This is a genomic window from Frigoribacterium sp. PvP054 (genome assembly GCF_040547465.1).
In the GTDB taxonomy this organism is placed as follows: domain Bacteria; phylum Actinomycetota; class Actinomycetes; order Actinomycetales; family Microbacteriaceae; genus Frigoribacterium.
The window spans coordinates 187,469-204,924 of the sequence record NZ_JBEPPU010000001.1 but is presented as its reverse complement, the minus strand read 5'-3'; the positions used below and the strand labels follow the sequence as shown (position 1 = coordinate 204,924).

Genomic DNA, 17,456 nt, shown 5'->3' with positions numbered 1-17,456 from the left:
GACTTCCGATGAGCCACGCCGACGACGCGACACCGGTCGCGCACGCCGACGAGACACCCGGCGACGCCACGAGCGCCGCCCCCGACCAGACCCGGGAGGCGCCGGTCACGCCCCGCAGGAGGGCCTTCGCCCCGTGGGTCTTCTGGCCCGCGGCGGCCGTCATCCTGGGGTTCGTCGCGTTCGCCATGGCCTTCCCGGCCGTGGCCGAGAGCCTCTTCGGGTCGATCCAGAGCGGCATCGTCGGGGCCTTCGGTTGGTACTACGTCCTGCTCGCCGCCGTCTTCGTGGTCTTCGCGCTCTGGATGGGCGTCAGCCGCTACGGCGACATCAAGCTCGGCAAGGACGACGACGAACCCGAGTTCTCCCGGCTGTCGTGGCTGTCCATGCTCTTCGCCGCCGGCATGGGCATCGGCCTTGTCTTCTACGGGGTGGCCGAGCCGCTCAGCCACTACGCGAGCCCGCGGCCCGGGGTCACCGGCGACGCCAACCAGCTCGCCGGCCAGGCCCTCAGCCAGACGTACCTGCACTGGGGCGTGCACGCCTGGGCCATCTACATCGTCGTCGGGCTCGGCATGGCGTACGCGATCCACCGGCGCGGGCGTCCGGTCTCGATCCGGTACGCGCTCGAGCCGCTGCTCGGCAAGCACGTCCACGGCCTCTGGGGCAACGTCATCGACGTCGTCTCGGTCGTCGGCACGCTGTTCGGCGTCGCGACGTCGCTCGGACTGGGCGTCCTGCAGATCTCGGCCGGCCTCTCGGCCGCGGGCATCGCCGAACCCACCCTGCTCGTCCAGGTGGTCCTGATCGCCGGCATCACCGGCGTCACCATCTTCTCCCTGGTCAGCGGCGTCACCAAGGGCATGAAGTGGCTCTCGAACACCAACATCGTGCTGGCCGCCCTGCTGCTCGTCTTCGTGCTGGTCAGCGGACCGTCGCTGTTCCTGCTGCGCGACTTCGTCCAGTCGCTCGGCAACTACCTGCAGAACGTCGTCGGGCTCACCTTCACCGTCAGCGCCTTCTCCGGCGCCGAGGGCGAGGCCTGGCAGGGCGCCTGGACGACCTTCTACTGGGGGTGGTGGATGTCGTGGGCCCCGTTCGTCGGCATCTTCATCGCCCGCATCTCGAAGGGTCGGACGGTCCGCGAGTTCGTCGTCGGCGTCCTGGTCGTCCCCACCCTGCTGACCTTCCTCTGGTTCAGCGTCATGGGCGGTGCCGCGCTCTACCGCGAGGTCTTCGGCTCCGGGGGACTGGTGGCGGCCGACGGCTCGGTCGACACCGAGGGTGCGCTGTTCGAGATGCTGCAGGGGCTGCCCGGCGGCTCGATCGCCGTGTTCGGCGCCATCCTGCTGATCGGGCTCTTCTTCATCACGTCGTCCGACTCGGGCTCCCTCGTGCTCGGCATGATCTCGACCGGCGGCGACACCGAACCGAGGCCGTGGGTCCGCATCTTCTGGGCGGTCGTCACGGCCCTCGTGGCCATCGCGTTGCTCGTCACGGGCGGGCTCGACGCCCTGAAGACGGCGGCCATCATCACGGCGTTGCCGTTCAGCGTCGTCATGATCGGCATCTGCGTGGCGACCTTCCGGGCCTTCGACTCCGAACACCGACGCTTCCTGCGCGCCCAGCGCACGCAGCTGCGTGACGACTTCGGCGACCACTACGGACTCGAGGAGGCGCGGGCCCCGAAGCGCGGGCTGCTCGGCCTCGGTCGACGCCGCCCCTAGCCGAGGTGCGGGTGCCGGGTGGTCGCCGTCCTCGGGTGGCGACCACCGCCTCCTCGGGCGTGTCGGTGGTGCTAACATGAGCGTTGCAGTCTGCTCAGCAGGCTGACTTCGCGTGCCCTGTGCGTCCTCGGACGCACCGACGTCGAGACGACCCCGTCGTCTCGCGCCGCTCCCGGCCTCCGCGTCCATTCGGTCCGAACGTGCCCCACGGTGCGGTCGGCGGACGTGTGCCCGGGCACCAGGCAGCGGCGACCGACCGGTCGCCCGACAACCGACAAGCAGGCACACCCGCGGGTGTGCCCGGAAACAAGGAGAACGACCATGGCCGTCGTCACCATCCGCCAGCTGCTCGACAGCGGCGTCCACTTCGGACACCAGACCCGCCGCTGGAACCCGAAGGTGAAGCGCTTCATCCTCGCCGAGCGCTCGGGCATCCACATCATCGACCTGCAGCAGTCGCTCGGGTACATCGACAAGGCGTACGACTTCGTCAAGGAGACCGTCGCCCACGGCGGCACCATCCTCTTCGTCGGCACCAAGAAGCAGGCCCAGGGCTCCATCGCCGAGCAGGCCAACCGCGTGGGCCAGCCCTTCGTGAACCAGCGCTGGCTCGGTGGCCTCCTGACCAACTTCCAGACGGTCTCGAAGCGCCTCGCCCGCATGAAGGAGCTCGAGGACATCGACTTCGACGACACCACGCAGGGCTTCACCAAGAAAGAACTGCTGATCAAGAAGCGCGAGCTCGACAAGCTGCACAAGACGCTCGGCGGCATCCGCAACCTGACCAAGACGCCGTCCGCCCTCTGGGTCGTCGACACCAAGAAAGAGCACCTCGCCATCGACGAGGCCAAGAAGCTCGGCATCCCGGTCATCGGCATCCTCGACACGAACTGCGACCCCGACGAGATCAACTTCCCGATCCCGGGCAACGACGACGCGATCCGCTCGGTCGGCCTGCTGACCCGCATCGTGGCCGACGCCGCCGCCGAGGGCCTGGTGCAGCGTCACCAGAAGCCCGAGGACGCCGACCAGCCCGTCGAGCCCATGGCCGAATGGGAGGCCGAGCTGCTCGCGCAGGGCGAGGCCAAGGCCGCCGACGCCGCTGCCGAGGCGCCCGCCGCCGAGGTCCCCGTCGAAGAGAACGACGCCGACGCACAGGTCGCCGCGAAGCCCCTGGGCGAGCCGGTCGCCGAGGCCACCGAGGCGACCGCCGCCGAGCCGGCCGACGCCGACTCGAAGTAGCCCCCTCTTCACCTTCCGACTCCACGAAAGGAAGTCAGACACATGGCCAACTACACCATCGCTGACGTCAAGATCCTCCGTGACCGCCTCGGCGCGGGCATGGTCGACAGCAAGAACGCCCTCGAAGAAGCCGACGGCGACATCGAGAAGGCCGTCGAGATCCTGCGGGTCAAGGGACTGAAGGGCGTCGCCAAGCGCGAGGGCCGTCAGACCACCGCCGGTCTCGTCGCCGCCAAGCCCGGCTCGGGCTACGCCACCCTGATCGAGCTCGCCAGCGAGACCGATTTCGTGGCGAAGAACGAGAAGTTCGTCGCCCTGGCCGACCAGGTCCTCGAGGCCGTGCACGCGGCCGGCGCCTCCAGCGCCACCGAGGGCAACGCCGCCGCGATCGGCGGCCAGACCGTCGAGGCCTTCGTCAACGACGAGGCCGCGCTCATGGGCGAGAAGGTCGAACTGCGCACCGTCTCGCGCATCGAGGGCGAGCAGTTCGCCATCTACCTGCACAAGACCTCGAAGGACCTGCCCCCGCAGGTCGGCGTGGTCGTGGGGTACACCGGTGACGACGCCGAGACCGCCCGCTCGATCGCCCAGCACATCGCCTTCGCCGCACCGACGTACCTGTCGCGCGACGACGTGCCCGCCGAGCAGGTCGACAAGGAGCGCGCCATCGTCGAAGAGACCGCGAAGAACGAGGGCAAGCCGGAAGCGGCCCTGCCCAAGATCATCGAGGGTCGCCTCACCGGCTTCTTCAAGGAGATCGCCCTGCTCGACCAGGCCTATGCGAAGGACAACAAGTTGTCGGTCGCCAAGGTCGTCGACGAGGCCGGGCTGTCGATCACGGGCTTCGCCCGCATCAAGGTCGGCGCCTAGCACGCACCGTGACGGGGTCCGAGACGAACGTGTCTCGGACCCCGTTGCCATGCCCGGCCGACGTGTCGACGTCGGGCGCACCACCGGCGACGGACGGCGACCAGCCCGAACTCGCTAACCTGGCTACGGCCACGACGAGACGGAGACTCGCATGACATCGGAAACCACCGGACGCCGACGCGTCCTGCTGAAGCTCTCGGGCGAGGCCTTCGGCGGCGGCCAGCTCGGCGTGAACCCCGACGTGGTCGGCGCGATCGCCCGCGAGATCGCCGACGCGGCGAGCGACGTCGAGATCGCCATCGTGGTGGGCGGCGGCAACTTCTTCCGAGGCGCCGAGCTCAGCCAACGCGGCATGGACCGTGGTCGTGCCGACTACATGGGCATGCTGGGCACCGTCATGAACGCCCTCGCCCTGCAGGACTTCCTCGAGCAGGCTGGTGCCGCCACGCGCGTCCAGTCCGCCATCGCCATGACCCAGGTCGCCGAGCCGTACATCCCCCGGCGGGCGGAGCGACACCTCGAGAAGGGGCGCGTCGTCATCTTCGGTGCCGGAGCCGGCCTGCCCTACTTCTCGACCGACACCGTCTCGGCCCAGCGTGCCCTCGAGATCGGGGCGACCGAGGTGCTGGTGGCCAAGAACGGCGTCGACGGCGTCTACTCGGCGGACCCCCGCCACGACCCCTCGGCCGTCAAGCTCGACCGCCTCACCTACCAAGAGGCCCTGATGCAGGGGCTCAAGGTCGTCGACTCGACCGCCTTCAGCCTCTGCATGGACAACGGCATGCCCATGCACGTGTTCGGCATGGAAGGCGAGGGCAACATCGCCCGCGCCATCCGTGGCGAACGCATCGGCACGATCGTCAGCAACTAGACGACTAAGCTCGACCGCGAACCGAACAAGGAGCACCAGTGGCGATCAACGACGTACTCACCGAGACGCGCGAGAAGATGGACAAGGCGCTCGACGCCGCGAAGAACGATTTCGGCACGGTGCGCACCGGCCGGATCAACCCGGCTCTCTTCCAGAAGATCCCGGTCGACTACTACGGCACACCGACGCCCCTGGCACAGCTGGCCTCCCTGCAGGTGCCCGAGGCCCGCACCATGATCGTCACCCCGTACGACAAGACGGCCCTGAAAGAGATCGAGAAGGCCATCGCGACCTTCCCGAACCTGGGGGCCAACCCGACGAACGACGGCACCATCGTCCGCGTCACGATCCCCGAGCTGACGCAGGAGCGCCGCAAGGAGTTCGTGAAGATCGTGCGCAGCAAGGGCGAGGACGCCAAGGTGCAGGTGCGCAACGTCCGCCGCAAGTCGAAAGAGGCGCTCGACGCCCAGAAGACCGAGGTCGGCGACGACGAGGTCGCCCGGGCCGAGAAAGAGCTCGAGTCGATCACCAAGGGTTACATCGACTCGATCGACGACGCCCTCAAGAAGAAAGAAGCGGAGCTGCTCGAGGTCTGATGAGAGATCGACCCGACGGCGCCGGCTCCGACGAATCGTCACCGGCTCAGAAGAGCACCCTCGGCAGTCGCCGGGCCGACTTCGACGCCCGTGCGCAGGCCGCGCGGCACGACATCGAGTCCCAGCTGAGGGCCGGCAAGGCCCGTCTCGACTCCCGCAACGAGAAGCTCACGGCACGCACCGGGCGCAACCTGCCGGCGGCCATCGCGGTGGGCGTGCTGCTCGGGGCCGCCGTGCTGCTCAGCCTGATCTTCGTCAAGGCGTTCTTCATGATCGTCGCCGCGGCCCTGATCGGGTCCTTGTGCTTCGAACTCGCCAGTGCCCTGCGGTTCGCCGGTCGTGACGTCCCGCGTCTGCCGAGCGTGCTCGCGGGCGTGGCGGTCGTCCCCGCCGCCTTCTACGGCGGCGCGGCCGGCCACTGGCTGGCGCTGCTCGGCGGCATCGTCGTCGTGTCGGCGTGGCGCCTCGTCGAGTTGGCGCGTCCGTCCCACCGCAGCAGCGCCTCCTCGCTCGGCCGCGATCTCGGGGCGGGGGCCTTCGTCCAGATCTACTGCGCCTTCCTCGGAAGCTTCATGGTGCTCATGGCGGCTCGCCCCGACGGGCAGTGGTGGACGCTGTCGGCCCTGATCGTCGTGATCGCCGTCGACACGGGCGCCTACGCGACCGGCCTCAACTTCGGCAAGCACCCGATGGCTCCTCGCATCAGCCCGAAGAAGACCTGGGAGGGGTTCGCCGGCTCGGTGGCCGCCAGCCTCGTCGCGGCCGTGCTGCTCTCGGTCTTCCTCCTCGACGAGCCGTGGTGGTTCGGGTTCGTCTTCGGCGGCGTCATCATCGTCACCGCGACCATCGGAGACCTGTCCGAGTCGCTGATCAAGCGCGACCTGGGCATCAAGGACATCAGCACCTGGCTTCCGGGCCACGGGGGGTTCCTCGACCGGCTCGACAGCACGCTGCCGTCCGCCGCGGCAGCGTACGGGCTCTACCTGCTCTTCGCCTAGCCGCGACCGGTCGAAGTCGGCAGGGCCGCGCGTCCCGCTGGTCGACATCGGGCCATGCGGCATGATGGTGGCCGTGAGCAGCACATTCCCCATCGTTCCCAAGGGCAAGCGGGGCTACGTCGTCGACGAGGTCGACTCGTTCCTGGCCGAGGCGCGCAAGGCCTACGCCGGCGACGCGAACGCCGGCATCGACTCGGCCCGCATCCGTCGCACCGCCTTCGGGCTGACGAAGGGCGGCTACTCGACGGCCCACGTCGACGCCGCCCTCGAACGGCTCGAGGACGCCTTCGCGAGTCGGGAGCGCGAACGCGCGGTGTCGTCCGGACGCGAATCGACGTGGTTCTCGGACGCTCGCTCGGGGGCGGCGGACGTCGTCGCGCGCCTCGAGCGTCCCGAGGGGCACCGCTTCGACCGCGTCGGCATCCTGACGACCGGCTACCACCCCCGCGACGTGGACCGGCTGGCCCGCCGCCTGCACGGCTACTTCACCGACGGGCGCCCGCTCAGCATCGACGACGTGCGCTCGTCGGTCTTCCGGCCCCGACGCGGGGGGTACCGCGAGAGCCAGGTCGACCTGCTGCTCGACACGGTCGTCGACGTCATGCTCGCCGTCCGCTGACCCGGAGGGCGATCGACCCCCGTGGGGCCGCCCCGCCGCCGCCGACACGCGGACCTGTCGACCCTGGTCCCGACGCCTCCTTTCGGTTACGCTTATCGGACTCATGGGCAGGCACGCAGCGAATCCGACACCCGGTCCCTCTCGACGAGAGCACCCCGCGGCCGTCGAACGACCCTCGACCCGACGTCGGGTCCGCATCCCGGCGTCGCAGAGCGTGGTCCGCCGACCGGTTCCCGGTGCCGTCGCGTTCACGGGTCCCGGTCGAGGGTCCACCGCAGCACCTCGTCGTGCCGGCGCACCTCGCCGTCTCGTCCTGCCCCTCATCGGCTTCTGCGCCTCCTTCGCCTTCGTCTCGGCCTCTCTCGTCAACCCGCTGGCCGGGGCCGAGGCCGCCACGAGCGCCCCGGGTGCCGCAGCGGTGCTGACCGCACCCGGCCAGACCCTCACGGTGGCGGACGCCGCTGTCACGGTCGCCGACCGTGACGCCTACGGAGTCACCGAGTACGTCCCGCCGCCGCCCCCCGTCGTGGTCGAAGAGACCGCGGCCCCCGCGACGACGTCCGGCTCGTCCTCCGGCACGGCCAAGAAGTCGTCCGCAGCGCCCGTCGCCGGCACGCCCGACCCGGGCAGCGCCAAGGCGATCGCGGCCGAGATCGTCGCCTCGCGTGGGTGGGGTTCCGACCAGTACGACTGCCTCGTGTCGCTGTGGCAGAAGGAGTCCAGCTGGAACGTCTACGCGTCGAACCGGTCCAGCGGCGCGTACGGCATCCCGCAGGCCCTGCCCGGCAGCAAGATGGCGTCGGTCGGAGCCGACTGGCAGACCAACCCCGCGACGCAGATCACCTGGGGCCTCAACTACATCGGTGGTCGGTACGGCACGCCGTGCGGCGCCTGGGGCCACTCGGTCGCGAACAACTGGTACTGATCCACCGGGCCCGCTGCTGTTGACGTCCTCGACCCCGAGGCCGTTGCTACGCTGGTCGTCATGCCCCGCAGCAACCGCTCCCGTCGCTCGCGCGACCGGCGTGAGGCCGACGAGGCGTACGACGTCACCCGCGCGTCCTTCGGTGGCCTGACGGTCGAGACGAAGCACGGTCGCTCGTTCAACGTCCAGTCGGTCTCGGCGACGTCGGCGGTCAAGGACTACGTCTGCCCCGGGTGCTCGCTGGGCATCGCTCCGGCCACCCCGCACGTGGTGGCCTGGCGGGCCGACGGGCTCTTCGGGGCGGAAGACGACCTGGCGGCCCGCCGCCATTGGCACACCCACTGCTGGAGGATCTCGTGACGAGCCCCGACACCCCCGTCGTCGACATCCGCGGGGGAGTCCTGCTCCCCGCGCGGCGCGAAGACGTCGAGCTCCGCACCGGAGACGGTCTCACGCTGGTGGGCGAGCTCAGCCTGCCCGCCGACCGCGAACCGGTCGGCACGATCGTCGCCCTCCATCCGCTGCCGACGGCGGGCGGCTTCATGGACTCGCACGTCATCCGCAAGGCCGCCGCACGCCTGCCCGCGCTGGCCGACCTCGCCGTGCTGCGGTTCAACTTCCGGGGGGTGTCGTCGCCTCGCGGACGCTCGGAGGGCGAGTTCGGCGAGGGCGTGGCGGAGGCGGCGGACCTCGCGGCCGCCGTCGCCTTCGTGCGTGACCGCGGCCTGCCCACGCCCTGGCTCGTGGGGTGGTCGTTCGGCACCGAGGTCGCCCTGAAACACGGTCTCGAGGTCGACGTGGCGGGTGTGGTCCTGCTGTCCCCGCCGCTGCACCGCACCACGGACGCCGAACTCGAGGCCTGGCACGGTGCGGGCCGACCCGTCGTCGCCGTCGTGCCCGAGTTCGACGACTACCTGCGTCCCGACGAGGCGCGTCGCCGTTTCGCCCTCGTGCCCGAGGCCGAGGTCGTCGCCGTCGAGGGCGGGAAGCACCTGTGGGTCGGCGAGAAGCAGACGAGCCGCGTGCTGACCGAGGTCGTCCGTCACGTCGCCCCCGCGGCGCTGCCCCTGCCGTCCACCTGGCCGCCCCGCGCCTCCTGAGTCGCTGACGCGGGCGTCGGCGCCGAGGCGCCGCGGCGACGCGTGTCCGTCCCGCTTCCGAGCGGCTCCGCACCGGCGTCGGTGGCGGTCTCGGCCCTCAGAGCTGGTTCTGCCGGGGCACGTAGACCTCGCGGATGATCAGCAACACCGACGCGGCGACGGGGATGGCGATCAGGGCCCCGAGGACGCCCAGCAGGGTGCCCCCGACCAGGGCGGCGATGACGACGATGACCCCGGGGACGCGCACCGCGCGACGCATGATGCGCGGGCTCAGCAGGTAGGCCTCGACCTGCATGTAGACGAGGTAGTACACGGCTGCCGTGACCCAGGTGGCGGGTGACTGCGGCAGCAGGGCGATCTGCGCCAGGACGATGATCGCCGAACCGCTGATCGTGCCGACCAGCGGGATGATCGAGCCGAGGAAGGCGATGAACGCGAACACCGCCGGCTGCTGGGCGCCGATGATGGTGAGGAACACGAAGCTGAGGATGCCGTTGGTGGCGGCGAGGGTGAACTGGCCGATGACGTACCGACCGACCGACTGGCTGATCTGCTCGGAGATGTCGACGAAGGTCGCCCTCTTCGACGCGGGTACGAGCTGGTAGAGCGCGCGCTTGACGCTGTTGATCGACGAGGTGAAGTAGATCGTCAGGATCACCACGACGACGGTGCCGAACAGGCCGTTGCCGATGGCCACGCCGACCGCGAGCACGCCGCCGCCGATGGTGACGACGTTGTCGGGGTTGGTGAGGAAGTCGACGATCGAGTCGAGGGCGTTCTGCACGTCGAAGACGTTCTGCGGCACGAGTTCTTGCAGGTTGTCGACGAACTGCTGCGTGGTGACGCTCTGCAGGTACGAGGTCAGCGCCTGGATCAGGCTCGTCGTCTGCTGCACGATGACGGGGACGATGGCGAAGACGACCCCGACGAAGGCGCCGACGACCGCCACGAGGACGATGACGATGGCGATGCCACGGGGCACGCGTCGCTTCTCGAGCCACGAGACGATCGGATCGAGGCCCAGCGAGATGAAGAGCGCCGCACCGACGTAGGTCAGGATCGTCGACAGCTGCCCGACGGCCCCACCGATCACGAGCGCGACGAGCACGCCGAGACCGGCGAGCAGCCCGATGCGGAACGGGTTGTGGATCTTCACGGGCGGGCTCCTGTCGACGGCACGGGCCGATCGTGGCCGCAGCCGCACCGGTCGCCCGGCACGGCCTGTCGTCCTACTCTGTCGTACCGCCGCCGACTTGTCCGATCATGCCACGCAGGTTCTCGAAGTAGTCGGCGACCGCGTCCCGCTCGCGGGTGATGTCGGCGAGGCGTTCTTCGGCGTCGCCGAGGAGGTCGTCGGCCCGCTGCTGGGCGTCGGCGACGAGCGATCGCGCCCGCTCGTCGGCGTTCGTCAGCACCTCGTGGGCCGTCGCGTCGGCCTCCGACCGCGTCGTGCGGGCGTGCTCGCTCGCACCGCGTTCGAGCTCGTCGGCCTCGCGCCGGACCTCCGCGGCTCGGCGGGTCGCGTCGGCCAGCTGCCCGGCGGCCGCGTCGAGCAGGTCCTGGGTCTCGGCGACGGCCTCGCGGTGGCGTCGGGTCAGCTCGGCCTCGGCCTCGTCGCGGCGCGAGAGCAACTCGACCTCGAGATCGGCGCGAGCCCGTTCGAGGTCGCGGCGCAGGTCGGCCGTCGCGCGCTCGCGATCGGCCTCGAGCCCGGCCCGCACCCGGACGTCGTCGGCGACCAGGCGTGCGCGCTGGGCCTCGGTCTCGTCCGCCAGCGTCGCCCGGACCTCGGCGGTCTCGGCCGCCACCTCGGCTCGGACCCGGTCGAGCTCGGCCGCGAGCTCGGCCCGACGGTCGGCGTCCTCGCGGGCCAGGCGATCGGCCTGGGCGTCGCTCTCGCGCGTGAGGCGCTCGTCGGTCTCGATCGTGACGCGTTCGATGCGTTCGCGCGACGTCGTCTCGGCCAGGTCGAGGTCGTCACGGCGACGCCGGGTCTCGCGGTCGAGCTCGGTCCGGGCGTCGCCCACCTCTTTCTCTAGCTCGGCCCGGACCCGGGCGACCTCGGCGGCGAGACGGTCCCGACCGGTGGTGATCTCCCGCTCGAGCTCGACGCGGGTCGACTCGACCTCGTCGGTGAGGTCGGCACGGGTGGCGTCGACGTCCCGCGCGAGCAGGGCCCGGGTCTCGGACACCTCGTGCGCCAGCTCGGCGCGAGCGGCGGCGACGTCGCGTTCGAGCTCGGCCCGTTGCGTGGCGACGTCGTCGGCGAGGTCGGCCCGGGCGGCGGCGATCTCGCGGTCGAGGTCGTCGCGACGTGCGACCACCTCGGCGTCGAGGTCGGCGCGGGTCGTCTCGTCGAGGCGGGCGAGCTCGGCCCGGACGGTGACGCCCTCGCGATCGAGGTCGAGCCGCTGTCGTTCGGAGTCGCCCTCGAACACCGCCCGGGCCTCACGCGTGTCGGCGGCGAGGGTCTCGGCCTCGTCGCGGGCTCCGGCGAGGTCCCTCGCGACGGCGGCCCGCTGCTCGGCGACCTCGTGCTCGACCTCGGCCCGGAGGGCGGCCGCCTCGCGTCGGGCGGTCGACACGTTCTGCGCCGCCTCGGTGGCGGCGGACCCCCGGATCGAGATGGCGTCGCGCTGGGCCTCCTGCAGCAGGTCGCGGGCCTCGGCCTTGGCGCGGGCGACGAGACGGTCAGCGTCGGCGGTCGACTCGGCGACCTGTGCCGCGGCACGACCCCTCGCGTCGTCCAGCAGGGCCGTCGCCCGCTCGGTCGCGTCGTCGACCACGCGCTTCGCCTCGGCCGTGGACGACGAGCGGAGGGCCTCGGCGTCGATGTCGGCCTGGCTGATCAGCAGCGTGGACTGCTGTTCGGCCAGGCGCAGGGTCTGCTCGAGCTTGCTGCCGAGGCCCGAGTAGGTGGGCGTGCCGGCCTCCTCGAGCTCGGCCCGGATCTCGTCGACGCGTTGCTGCAGGAACGCGACCTCGCTCGCCCGGTCGGCCCGGTCGGCGTTGGCCTTGATGAGCTCGCGACGCAGGTCGCCGAGGACGCGGTCGACCTCGTCCTTGCGGTAGCCCCGGAGTTCGATGCCGAAATCGGCTTCGTCAGCGGCCACGGTGTCTCCTTCGATGCAGGGGTCGGACCGGTGCTCGGTCCGAGTGACGATGCTAGTGCGAGCCCCTCGACGGACGTCGGCCCGCGGGGCAGGCGCTTCTCAGCCTCGTCGGATACGCTGAGCCGTCTTAAATTCTGCTGCCGCGCCCGGCCCCCTGGCCAGGCTCGTGCGAGGCCCGTCGTCGACCACGACGGTTCCTGGCGCCCCGACCGGGATGGTGGCTCGGAGGGAGAGAAACGTGCGTTTCATCGTGGCAGTCGTCGTCGTCGTCCTGGCGGCGGTGATGGTCGCGTTGGGCTTCGCCCAGCGCACCGTCTTCGCACCCCCGCCGAGCGTGTCGTCCCAGGTCGACACCTCCGACTCCGACGCGACCGTCACGGTCGTCCCGGCCTCGGCGCTGCACGGCCACGACGGGCGCCAGACGGTGTCGGTCTCGGGCGGCGACACGGCCTTCGCGGCCTACGGCCGCACGTCCGACGTGCTGGGCTGGGTCGGCGACGCCACGTACAACGAGGTCGGGTACGACCAGGCCACGGGCGGCCTCGTCAGCCGGACGGTCACGGGTGACAGCACCGACGTCCCCGACCCGACCGACTCCGACCTCTGGTTCGACCAGTTCTCGGGCTCCGACCTCACGTTCTCGCTCGACGCCCCCGACGACGTCTCCCTCGTCGTCGTCTCGGACGGCACGCAGCCCGCGCCCTCCGACATCCGCGTCACCTGGCCGCTCTCGACCGCGACGCCCCTCGCGGGCCCGCTGATCGTCGGCGGGCTCGTCGTGCTGCTGATCGGCATCGGACTCTACGTCTGGGCGATCCTCCACCACCGTCGCACCCGCGGTCCGCGTCGTCGGTCGGGCGACGGCAAGCGGCCCCGGCTGTCGCGTCGGGCGGGTCGCAAGGCCGTCAAGGCCCTCGACGCGCAGGGTTCCGAGACGATCGCACCCGTGCGGGGCCGCGCCCGCAGCATCCGACGCCTCGTCGTCGTCGCACCGATCGTGCTCGTGTCGTCCCTGGCCCTGTCGGCGTGCACGGCGGACTACTGGCCGCAGCAGGCGCCCGCCGCGGGCTCCGACTCGTCCACCCCGACCCCGACGCCCACGTCGTCGGACGGCACGGGCAGCGGCGACCAGGGCACGGCCCTGCAACCGCCGGTCATCAGCGTGGCCCAGGCGAAGCGCATCGTCGAGCGCATCTCGGCGACGGCCACCGAGGCCGACGCCTCGCTGAACGGCGACCTCGCCGCCACCCGCTTCACGGGCCCCGCCCTCGAGCAGCGTCAGGCCAACTACGTGATCCGCTCGAAGGACGCGGCAGCCGCCGCGCCGCTGGCCATCCCGTCCGGCACCGTCACGCTGACGCTGCCGCAACAGGCCGACTCGTGGCCCCGGTCGGCCTTCGTCGTCGTCCAGGACGCCGACGCGAGCGTCGCACCCGTCGCGTTGACCCTCGAGCAGGCCACGGCCCGCGACCCGTACAAGGTCGAGTACGCCGTCAGCCTGCAGACGCAGACCCCGCTCACCGTGGCGCCCGCCTCGATCGGCGCCGCGCGGCTGTCGCCCGACGTCAAGCTGCTCGCGCTGCAGCCCGACCAGCTCGCCGAGGCGTACGGCGACATCCTGCGCAACGGTGACGAGAGCCAGTACGCCGCGCAGTTCCAGGGCGACGGCGACACCCTGCGCGAGAAGATCGGCAAGGCCTACAAGGACGCCAAGCGGGCGGCCCTGCCCACCACCGCGTCGATCGACTACACCTCTCAGCCCGACGACGAGACGCCGGTCGCGTTCGCCACGAACGACGCCGGCGCGATCGTCTCGGTGGCCCTGAACGAGATCGAGACCGTCAAGCCGACGGCCACCGGTGCCAAGGTCAACCCCGAGGGCACGGTCAAGACCCTGCTCGGCCTCGACGAGTCCTCGAAGGGCATCGAGGCCACCTACGGCGTCGAGCTGCTGTTCTCCGTCCCGCCCGTGGGCAGCGACGACCCGATCGTCCTGCTCGGCTTCAGCCAGGCCCTCATCTCTGCCAAGGAGCTGCCATGACCAACCTCCCACCCGTCCCCGCCGGCCTCCGAGGCGCCGTCGACCTGTCGTCGCTCGTCAACCGCCCGCCGGCACCGGCCGCGCCCTCCGGCGCCCCAGCCGAGGCCTCGACCGCAGGAGGCGCGGGTGGCGTCCCGGCCCCGGCCGCCGGTCAGGTCGCGGTGCCGGGTCTCGTGCTCGACGCGACCGACGCCACCTTCACGCAGGTGCTCGAGATCAGCAACACCGTCCCGGTGATCGTCGACCTCTGGGCCGAGTGGTGCGGCCCGTGCAAGCAGCTCTCGCCGGTGCTCGACAAGCTGGTGGGCGAGTACGCCGGTCGCCTGCTGCTCGTCAAGGTCGACGTCGACGCCAACCCGCAGCTGACCCAGGCCTTCCAGGCGCAGTCGATCCCGGCGGTCGCCGCCGTGATCGGGGGCCGTCCCGTGCAGCTCTTCGTCGGCGCGTTGCCCGAGGCCCAGGTCCGCGACGTCTTCGAGCAGGTGCTCGAGCTCGCGGCCCAGAACGGCGTCACGGGCACCGCCGTCGTCGACGGCGCCCCGGTCGGCGAGGCCGACGACGTCGAGCCCAAGCCCGAGCCGTTGCCGCCGCACCACCAGGACGCCTACGACGCGATCGACCGGGGCGACTACGCCGCGGCGATCACCGCCTACAAGACGGCGATCGCCCAAGACCCGCGCGACCAGCTGGCGGTCGCCGGCCTCGCGCAGGTGTCGTTGCTCGAGCGCCTGCAGGGTGCCTCCCTCGCCGACGTGCGGGCGGCGGCCGCCTCGGCGCCGACCGACCTCGACGCCCAGCTCGACGTCGCCGACCTCGACCTCAGCGGCGGACACATCGACGACGCGTTCGACCGGGTGCTGACCGTCTTCCCGTCGCTCGACCCGCAGGGGCGCGACACGGCCAGGGCCCGCCTCCTCGAGTACTTCGAGATCGTCGGGGTGGACGACCCTCGGGTGGCGACCGCCCGGCGGCGGTTGGCGATGCTGCTGTACTGACCCGCGCCTCCTGACGACGACGGAACCCCCGCAGCCCGAGAGGGTGGCGGGGGTTCCGTCGTCGTGTGCCGCCGGGTCGGCTCAGCGGCTCAGCTTGAGCCAGACGACGCCGAGCGGGGGCAGCTGCACGTCGGCCGCCGCGGGGCGACCCGCCCACGGCTCGTCGGTGGCGGTCACGCTGCCGAAGTTGCCCACGCCCGAACCGCCGTAGACCTCGGCGTCGGTGTTGAGGATCTCGTCCCACCGACCCGCCTCGGGCAGGCCGAAGCGCATGCGCACGGGCTGGCCCGAGAAGTTCGCCAGGACGGCGACCGAGTCACCCGAACCCGACTTGCGGAGGAACGCCACGACGCTGTGCTCGGCGGCGCCGCCCTCGATCCACTCGAACCCCTCCGTGTCGAAGTCGTGGGCCCAGAGCGCCGGTTCGTCACGGTAGACCTCGTTGAGGCGTGCGACGAGGCCGTGCAGCCCCTGGTGCACGGGCTGGTCGAGGATCCACCAGTCGAGCCCGCGCTCTTCGCTCCACTCGCCGGGCTGACCGAACTCGCTGCCCATGAACAGCAGCTGTTTGCCGGGGTGTCCCCACATGTAGGCGAGGTAGGCCCGCAGGTTCGCGAGCTTCTGCCACTGGTCGCCCGGCATCTTGTTCAGCAGCGATCCCTTGCCGTGCACGACCTCGTCGTGGCTGATCGGCAGCATGAAGTTCTCGCTGAACGCGTAGACGAACGAGAACGTGATCTCGCCGTGGTGGTACGCGCGGTAGAGCGGGTCCTTCTCGACGTAGTCGAGGGTGTCGTGCATCCAGCCCATGTTCCACTTCAGGCCGAAGCCGAGGCCGCCCTCGCTGGTCGGGCGGGTGACGCCCGGCCAGCTGGTGCTCTCCTCGGCGATCATGACGATGCCCGGGTGGCGCTTGTAGGCCGTCGCGTTGGCCTCCTGCAAGAAGCTGATCGCCTCGAGGTTCTCGCGTCCGCCGTGTTCGTTGGGCAGCCACTCGCCCTCGTTGCGGCTGTAGTCGAGGTACAGCATCGAGGCGACGGCGTCGACGCGCAGCCCGTCGATGTGGAACTCCTCGAGCCAGTACAGGGCGTTAGCCACCAGGAAGTTGCGCACCTGCGAGTCGCCGAAGTTGAACACCAGCGTGCCCCAGTCGGGCTGTTCGCCGCGACGCGGGTCGGAGTGCTCGTAGACGGCGTGCCCGTCGAACTTCGCGAGGGCCCACTCGTCCTTCGGGAAGTGCCCGGGCACCCAGTCCATGATGACGCCGATGCCGGCCTGGTGCAGCCGGTCGATCAGGTACCTCAGGTCGTCGGGGCTGCCGAAACGGCTGGTGACGGCGTAGTAGCCGGTGACCTGGTAACCCCACGAGCCACCGAACGGGTGCTCGGCGAGCGGCATGAACTCGACGTGCGTGAACCCCAGCTCGCCGACGTACTCGATCAGCTGGTCGGCGAGCTCGCGGTAGCCGAGCCCGGGGCGCCACGAGCCGACGTGCAGCTCGTAGACGCTCATCGGTCCGGCGTGGACGTCGTTCTCGGCGCGGGAGGTCATCCAGGCCTCGTCGGACCAGGCGTGGGCGGCCTTCGTGACGACCGAGCCGGTGAGCGGCGGCACCTCGGAGGTGCGGGCCATCGGGTCGGCCCGCTCGACCCAGACGTCGTCGGAGGTGAGGATCTCGTACTTGTAGATGCCGTCGGTGACGCCGGGCACGAAGATCTCCCACACGCCGTTGCCGTCGAGGCGGCGCAGGGCGTGCCGTTCGCCGTTCCAGCCGTTGAGGTCGCCCTTCACGCGGACGGCCCGGGCGTGCGGCGCCCAGACGGCGAACGACGTGCCGGTGACGCCCTCGTGCTCGCGCACGTGGCTGCCGAGCATCTTCCAGAGCTGCTCGTGGCGGCCCTCGCCGAAGAGGTAGAGGTCGAACTCGGTGACGGTGGGCGCGAAGCGGTAGGGGTCGTCGGAGACCCACGCCGCGCCTCCCTGGTAGGTCGCCTCGACCGTGTACGCGTCGAGGGGCTCGCTCGTGACGCCCTGCCAGAGGCCGTGCGCCACGTGCTCGAGGGCGAACGACGCCCCGGAGGCGCCGGTCACCGTGACCGTGTCGGCCAACGGTCGGACGACGCGGACGGCGGTCCGACCGCCACGGCGGTGCGCGCCGAGGACGGCGTGCGGGTGGCCGTGCGTGCCGATCGCGGCGGCGAGGACCTCGTCGTCGCCCAGGGCGAAGGTCGTGTCGGGTCCGGTCGGGGCCGCGGACTCGACCGTCGGGGTCGTGTCGGGCTCGACGGTCGAGGTCGTGTCGGGCTCGACCGCCGGGGTCGTGTCGGGCTCGGTCGGGGGAGTGGTGGTCATCGGGTCGCTC

15 protein-coding genes are annotated in these 17,456 nt (G+C 71.1%); 12 read left to right on the top strand and 3 right to left on the bottom strand.

Translation table 11 applies throughout. The features are described from left to right. The first annotated feature begins 8 nt into the window (after positions 1-8). From ABID81_RS00950 to ABID81_RS00905, 10 genes are all read left to right on the top strand, one after another. Positions 9-1,724: a BCCT family transporter gene (locus tag ABID81_RS00950; protein ID WP_502915165.1), complete on the top strand. Its 1,716-nt coding sequence runs from the start codon at positions 9-11 to the stop codon at positions 1,722-1,724. Positions 1,725-2,045: 321 nt separating this feature from the next. After that, positions 2,046-2,966: a 30S ribosomal protein S2 gene (gene rpsB / locus ABID81_RS00945; protein WP_354592981.1), complete on the top strand. Its 921-nt coding sequence runs from the start codon at positions 2,046-2,048 to the stop codon at positions 2,964-2,966. Positions 2,967-3,008: 42 nt separating this feature from the next. Continuing rightward, positions 3,009-3,836: a translation elongation factor Ts gene (gene tsf, locus ABID81_RS00940; RefSeq protein ID WP_354592980.1), complete on the top strand. Its 828-nt coding sequence runs from the start codon at positions 3,009-3,011 to the stop codon at positions 3,834-3,836. Between the two features lie 151 nt (positions 3,837-3,987). Beyond that, complete coding sequence (pyrH, locus tag ABID81_RS00935; RefSeq protein WP_354592979.1) at positions 3,988-4,707, top strand: UMP kinase; 720 nt, start codon at positions 3,988-3,990, stop codon at positions 4,705-4,707. A gap of 77 nt (positions 4,708-4,784) precedes the next feature. Further along, a complete protein-coding gene (frr, locus tag ABID81_RS00930) occupies positions 4,785-5,303 on the top strand; it encodes a ribosome recycling factor (protein ID WP_217270968.1) in 519 nt (172 codons plus the stop codon). Next, positions 5,303-6,301: a phosphatidate cytidylyltransferase gene (locus ABID81_RS00925; protein WP_354592978.1), complete on the top strand. Its 999-nt coding sequence runs from the start codon at positions 5,303-5,305 to the stop codon at positions 6,299-6,301. Before frr ends, ABID81_RS00925 begins: the two co-directional genes overlap by 1 nt. A gap of 64 nt (positions 6,302-6,365) precedes the next feature. Then, the gene (locus tag ABID81_RS00920) at positions 6,366-6,920 is read left to right on the top strand and encodes a DivIVA domain-containing protein (protein ID WP_354593308.1); all 555 of its coding nucleotides are present in this window, start codon (positions 6,366-6,368) and stop codon (positions 6,918-6,920) included. Between the two features lie 214 nt (positions 6,921-7,134). Continuing rightward, on the top strand, positions 7,135-7,845 hold the full coding sequence (locus ABID81_RS00915; protein ID WP_354592977.1) for an aggregation-promoting factor C-terminal-like domain-containing protein: 711 nt from the start codon (positions 7,135-7,137) through the stop codon (positions 7,843-7,845). A gap of 60 nt (positions 7,846-7,905) precedes the next feature. Beyond that, complete coding sequence (locus tag ABID81_RS00910) at positions 7,906-8,205, top strand: Rv1322 family protein (protein ID WP_354592976.1); 300 nt, start codon at positions 7,906-7,908, stop codon at positions 8,203-8,205. Further along, complete coding sequence (locus ABID81_RS00905) at positions 8,202-8,945, top strand: alpha/beta hydrolase (protein ID WP_354592975.1); 744 nt, start codon at positions 8,202-8,204, stop codon at positions 8,943-8,945. Before ABID81_RS00910 ends, ABID81_RS00905 begins: the two co-directional genes overlap by 4 nt. 97 nt (positions 8,946-9,042) lie before the next feature. Here the strand turns inward: ABID81_RS00905 and ABID81_RS00900 are convergent, their stop codons facing one another. Further along, the gene (locus ABID81_RS00900; RefSeq protein WP_354592974.1) at positions 9,043-10,101 is read right to left on the bottom strand and encodes an AI-2E family transporter; all 1,059 of its coding nucleotides are present in this window, start codon (positions 10,099-10,101) and stop codon (positions 9,043-9,045) included. 73 nt (positions 10,102-10,174) lie between these two features. Continuing rightward, positions 10,175-12,058 carry a coiled-coil domain-containing protein gene (locus ABID81_RS00895; RefSeq protein ID WP_354592973.1) on the bottom strand — a complete coding sequence of 628 codons (1,884 nt, stop codon included), beginning with the start codon at positions 12,056-12,058 and terminating at the stop codon, positions 10,175-10,177. 238 nt (positions 12,059-12,296) lie between these two features. On the opposite strand from ABID81_RS00895, the gene ABID81_RS00890 reads away from it, so the two are divergent. Both ABID81_RS00890 and ABID81_RS00885 read left to right on the top strand, forming a co-directional pair. Then, entirely contained in the window at positions 12,297-14,099 is a 1,803-nt protein-coding gene (locus tag ABID81_RS00890) for a DUF8094 domain-containing protein (protein WP_354592972.1), read from the top strand. After that, the gene (locus ABID81_RS00885; RefSeq protein WP_354592971.1) at positions 14,096-15,094 is read left to right on the top strand and encodes a tetratricopeptide repeat protein; all 999 of its coding nucleotides are present in this window, start codon (positions 14,096-14,098) and stop codon (positions 15,092-15,094) included. The genes ABID81_RS00890 and ABID81_RS00885 overlap by 4 nt, the downstream gene beginning before the upstream one ends. Positions 15,095-15,175: 81 nt before the next feature. On the opposite strand, the gene glgB is transcribed toward ABID81_RS00885, so the two are convergent. Beyond that, a complete protein-coding gene (gene glgB / locus ABID81_RS00880) occupies positions 15,176-17,446 on the bottom strand; it encodes a 1,4-alpha-glucan branching protein GlgB (protein WP_354592970.1) in 2,271 nt (756 codons plus the stop codon). Positions 17,447-17,456: the final 10 nt, after the last annotated feature.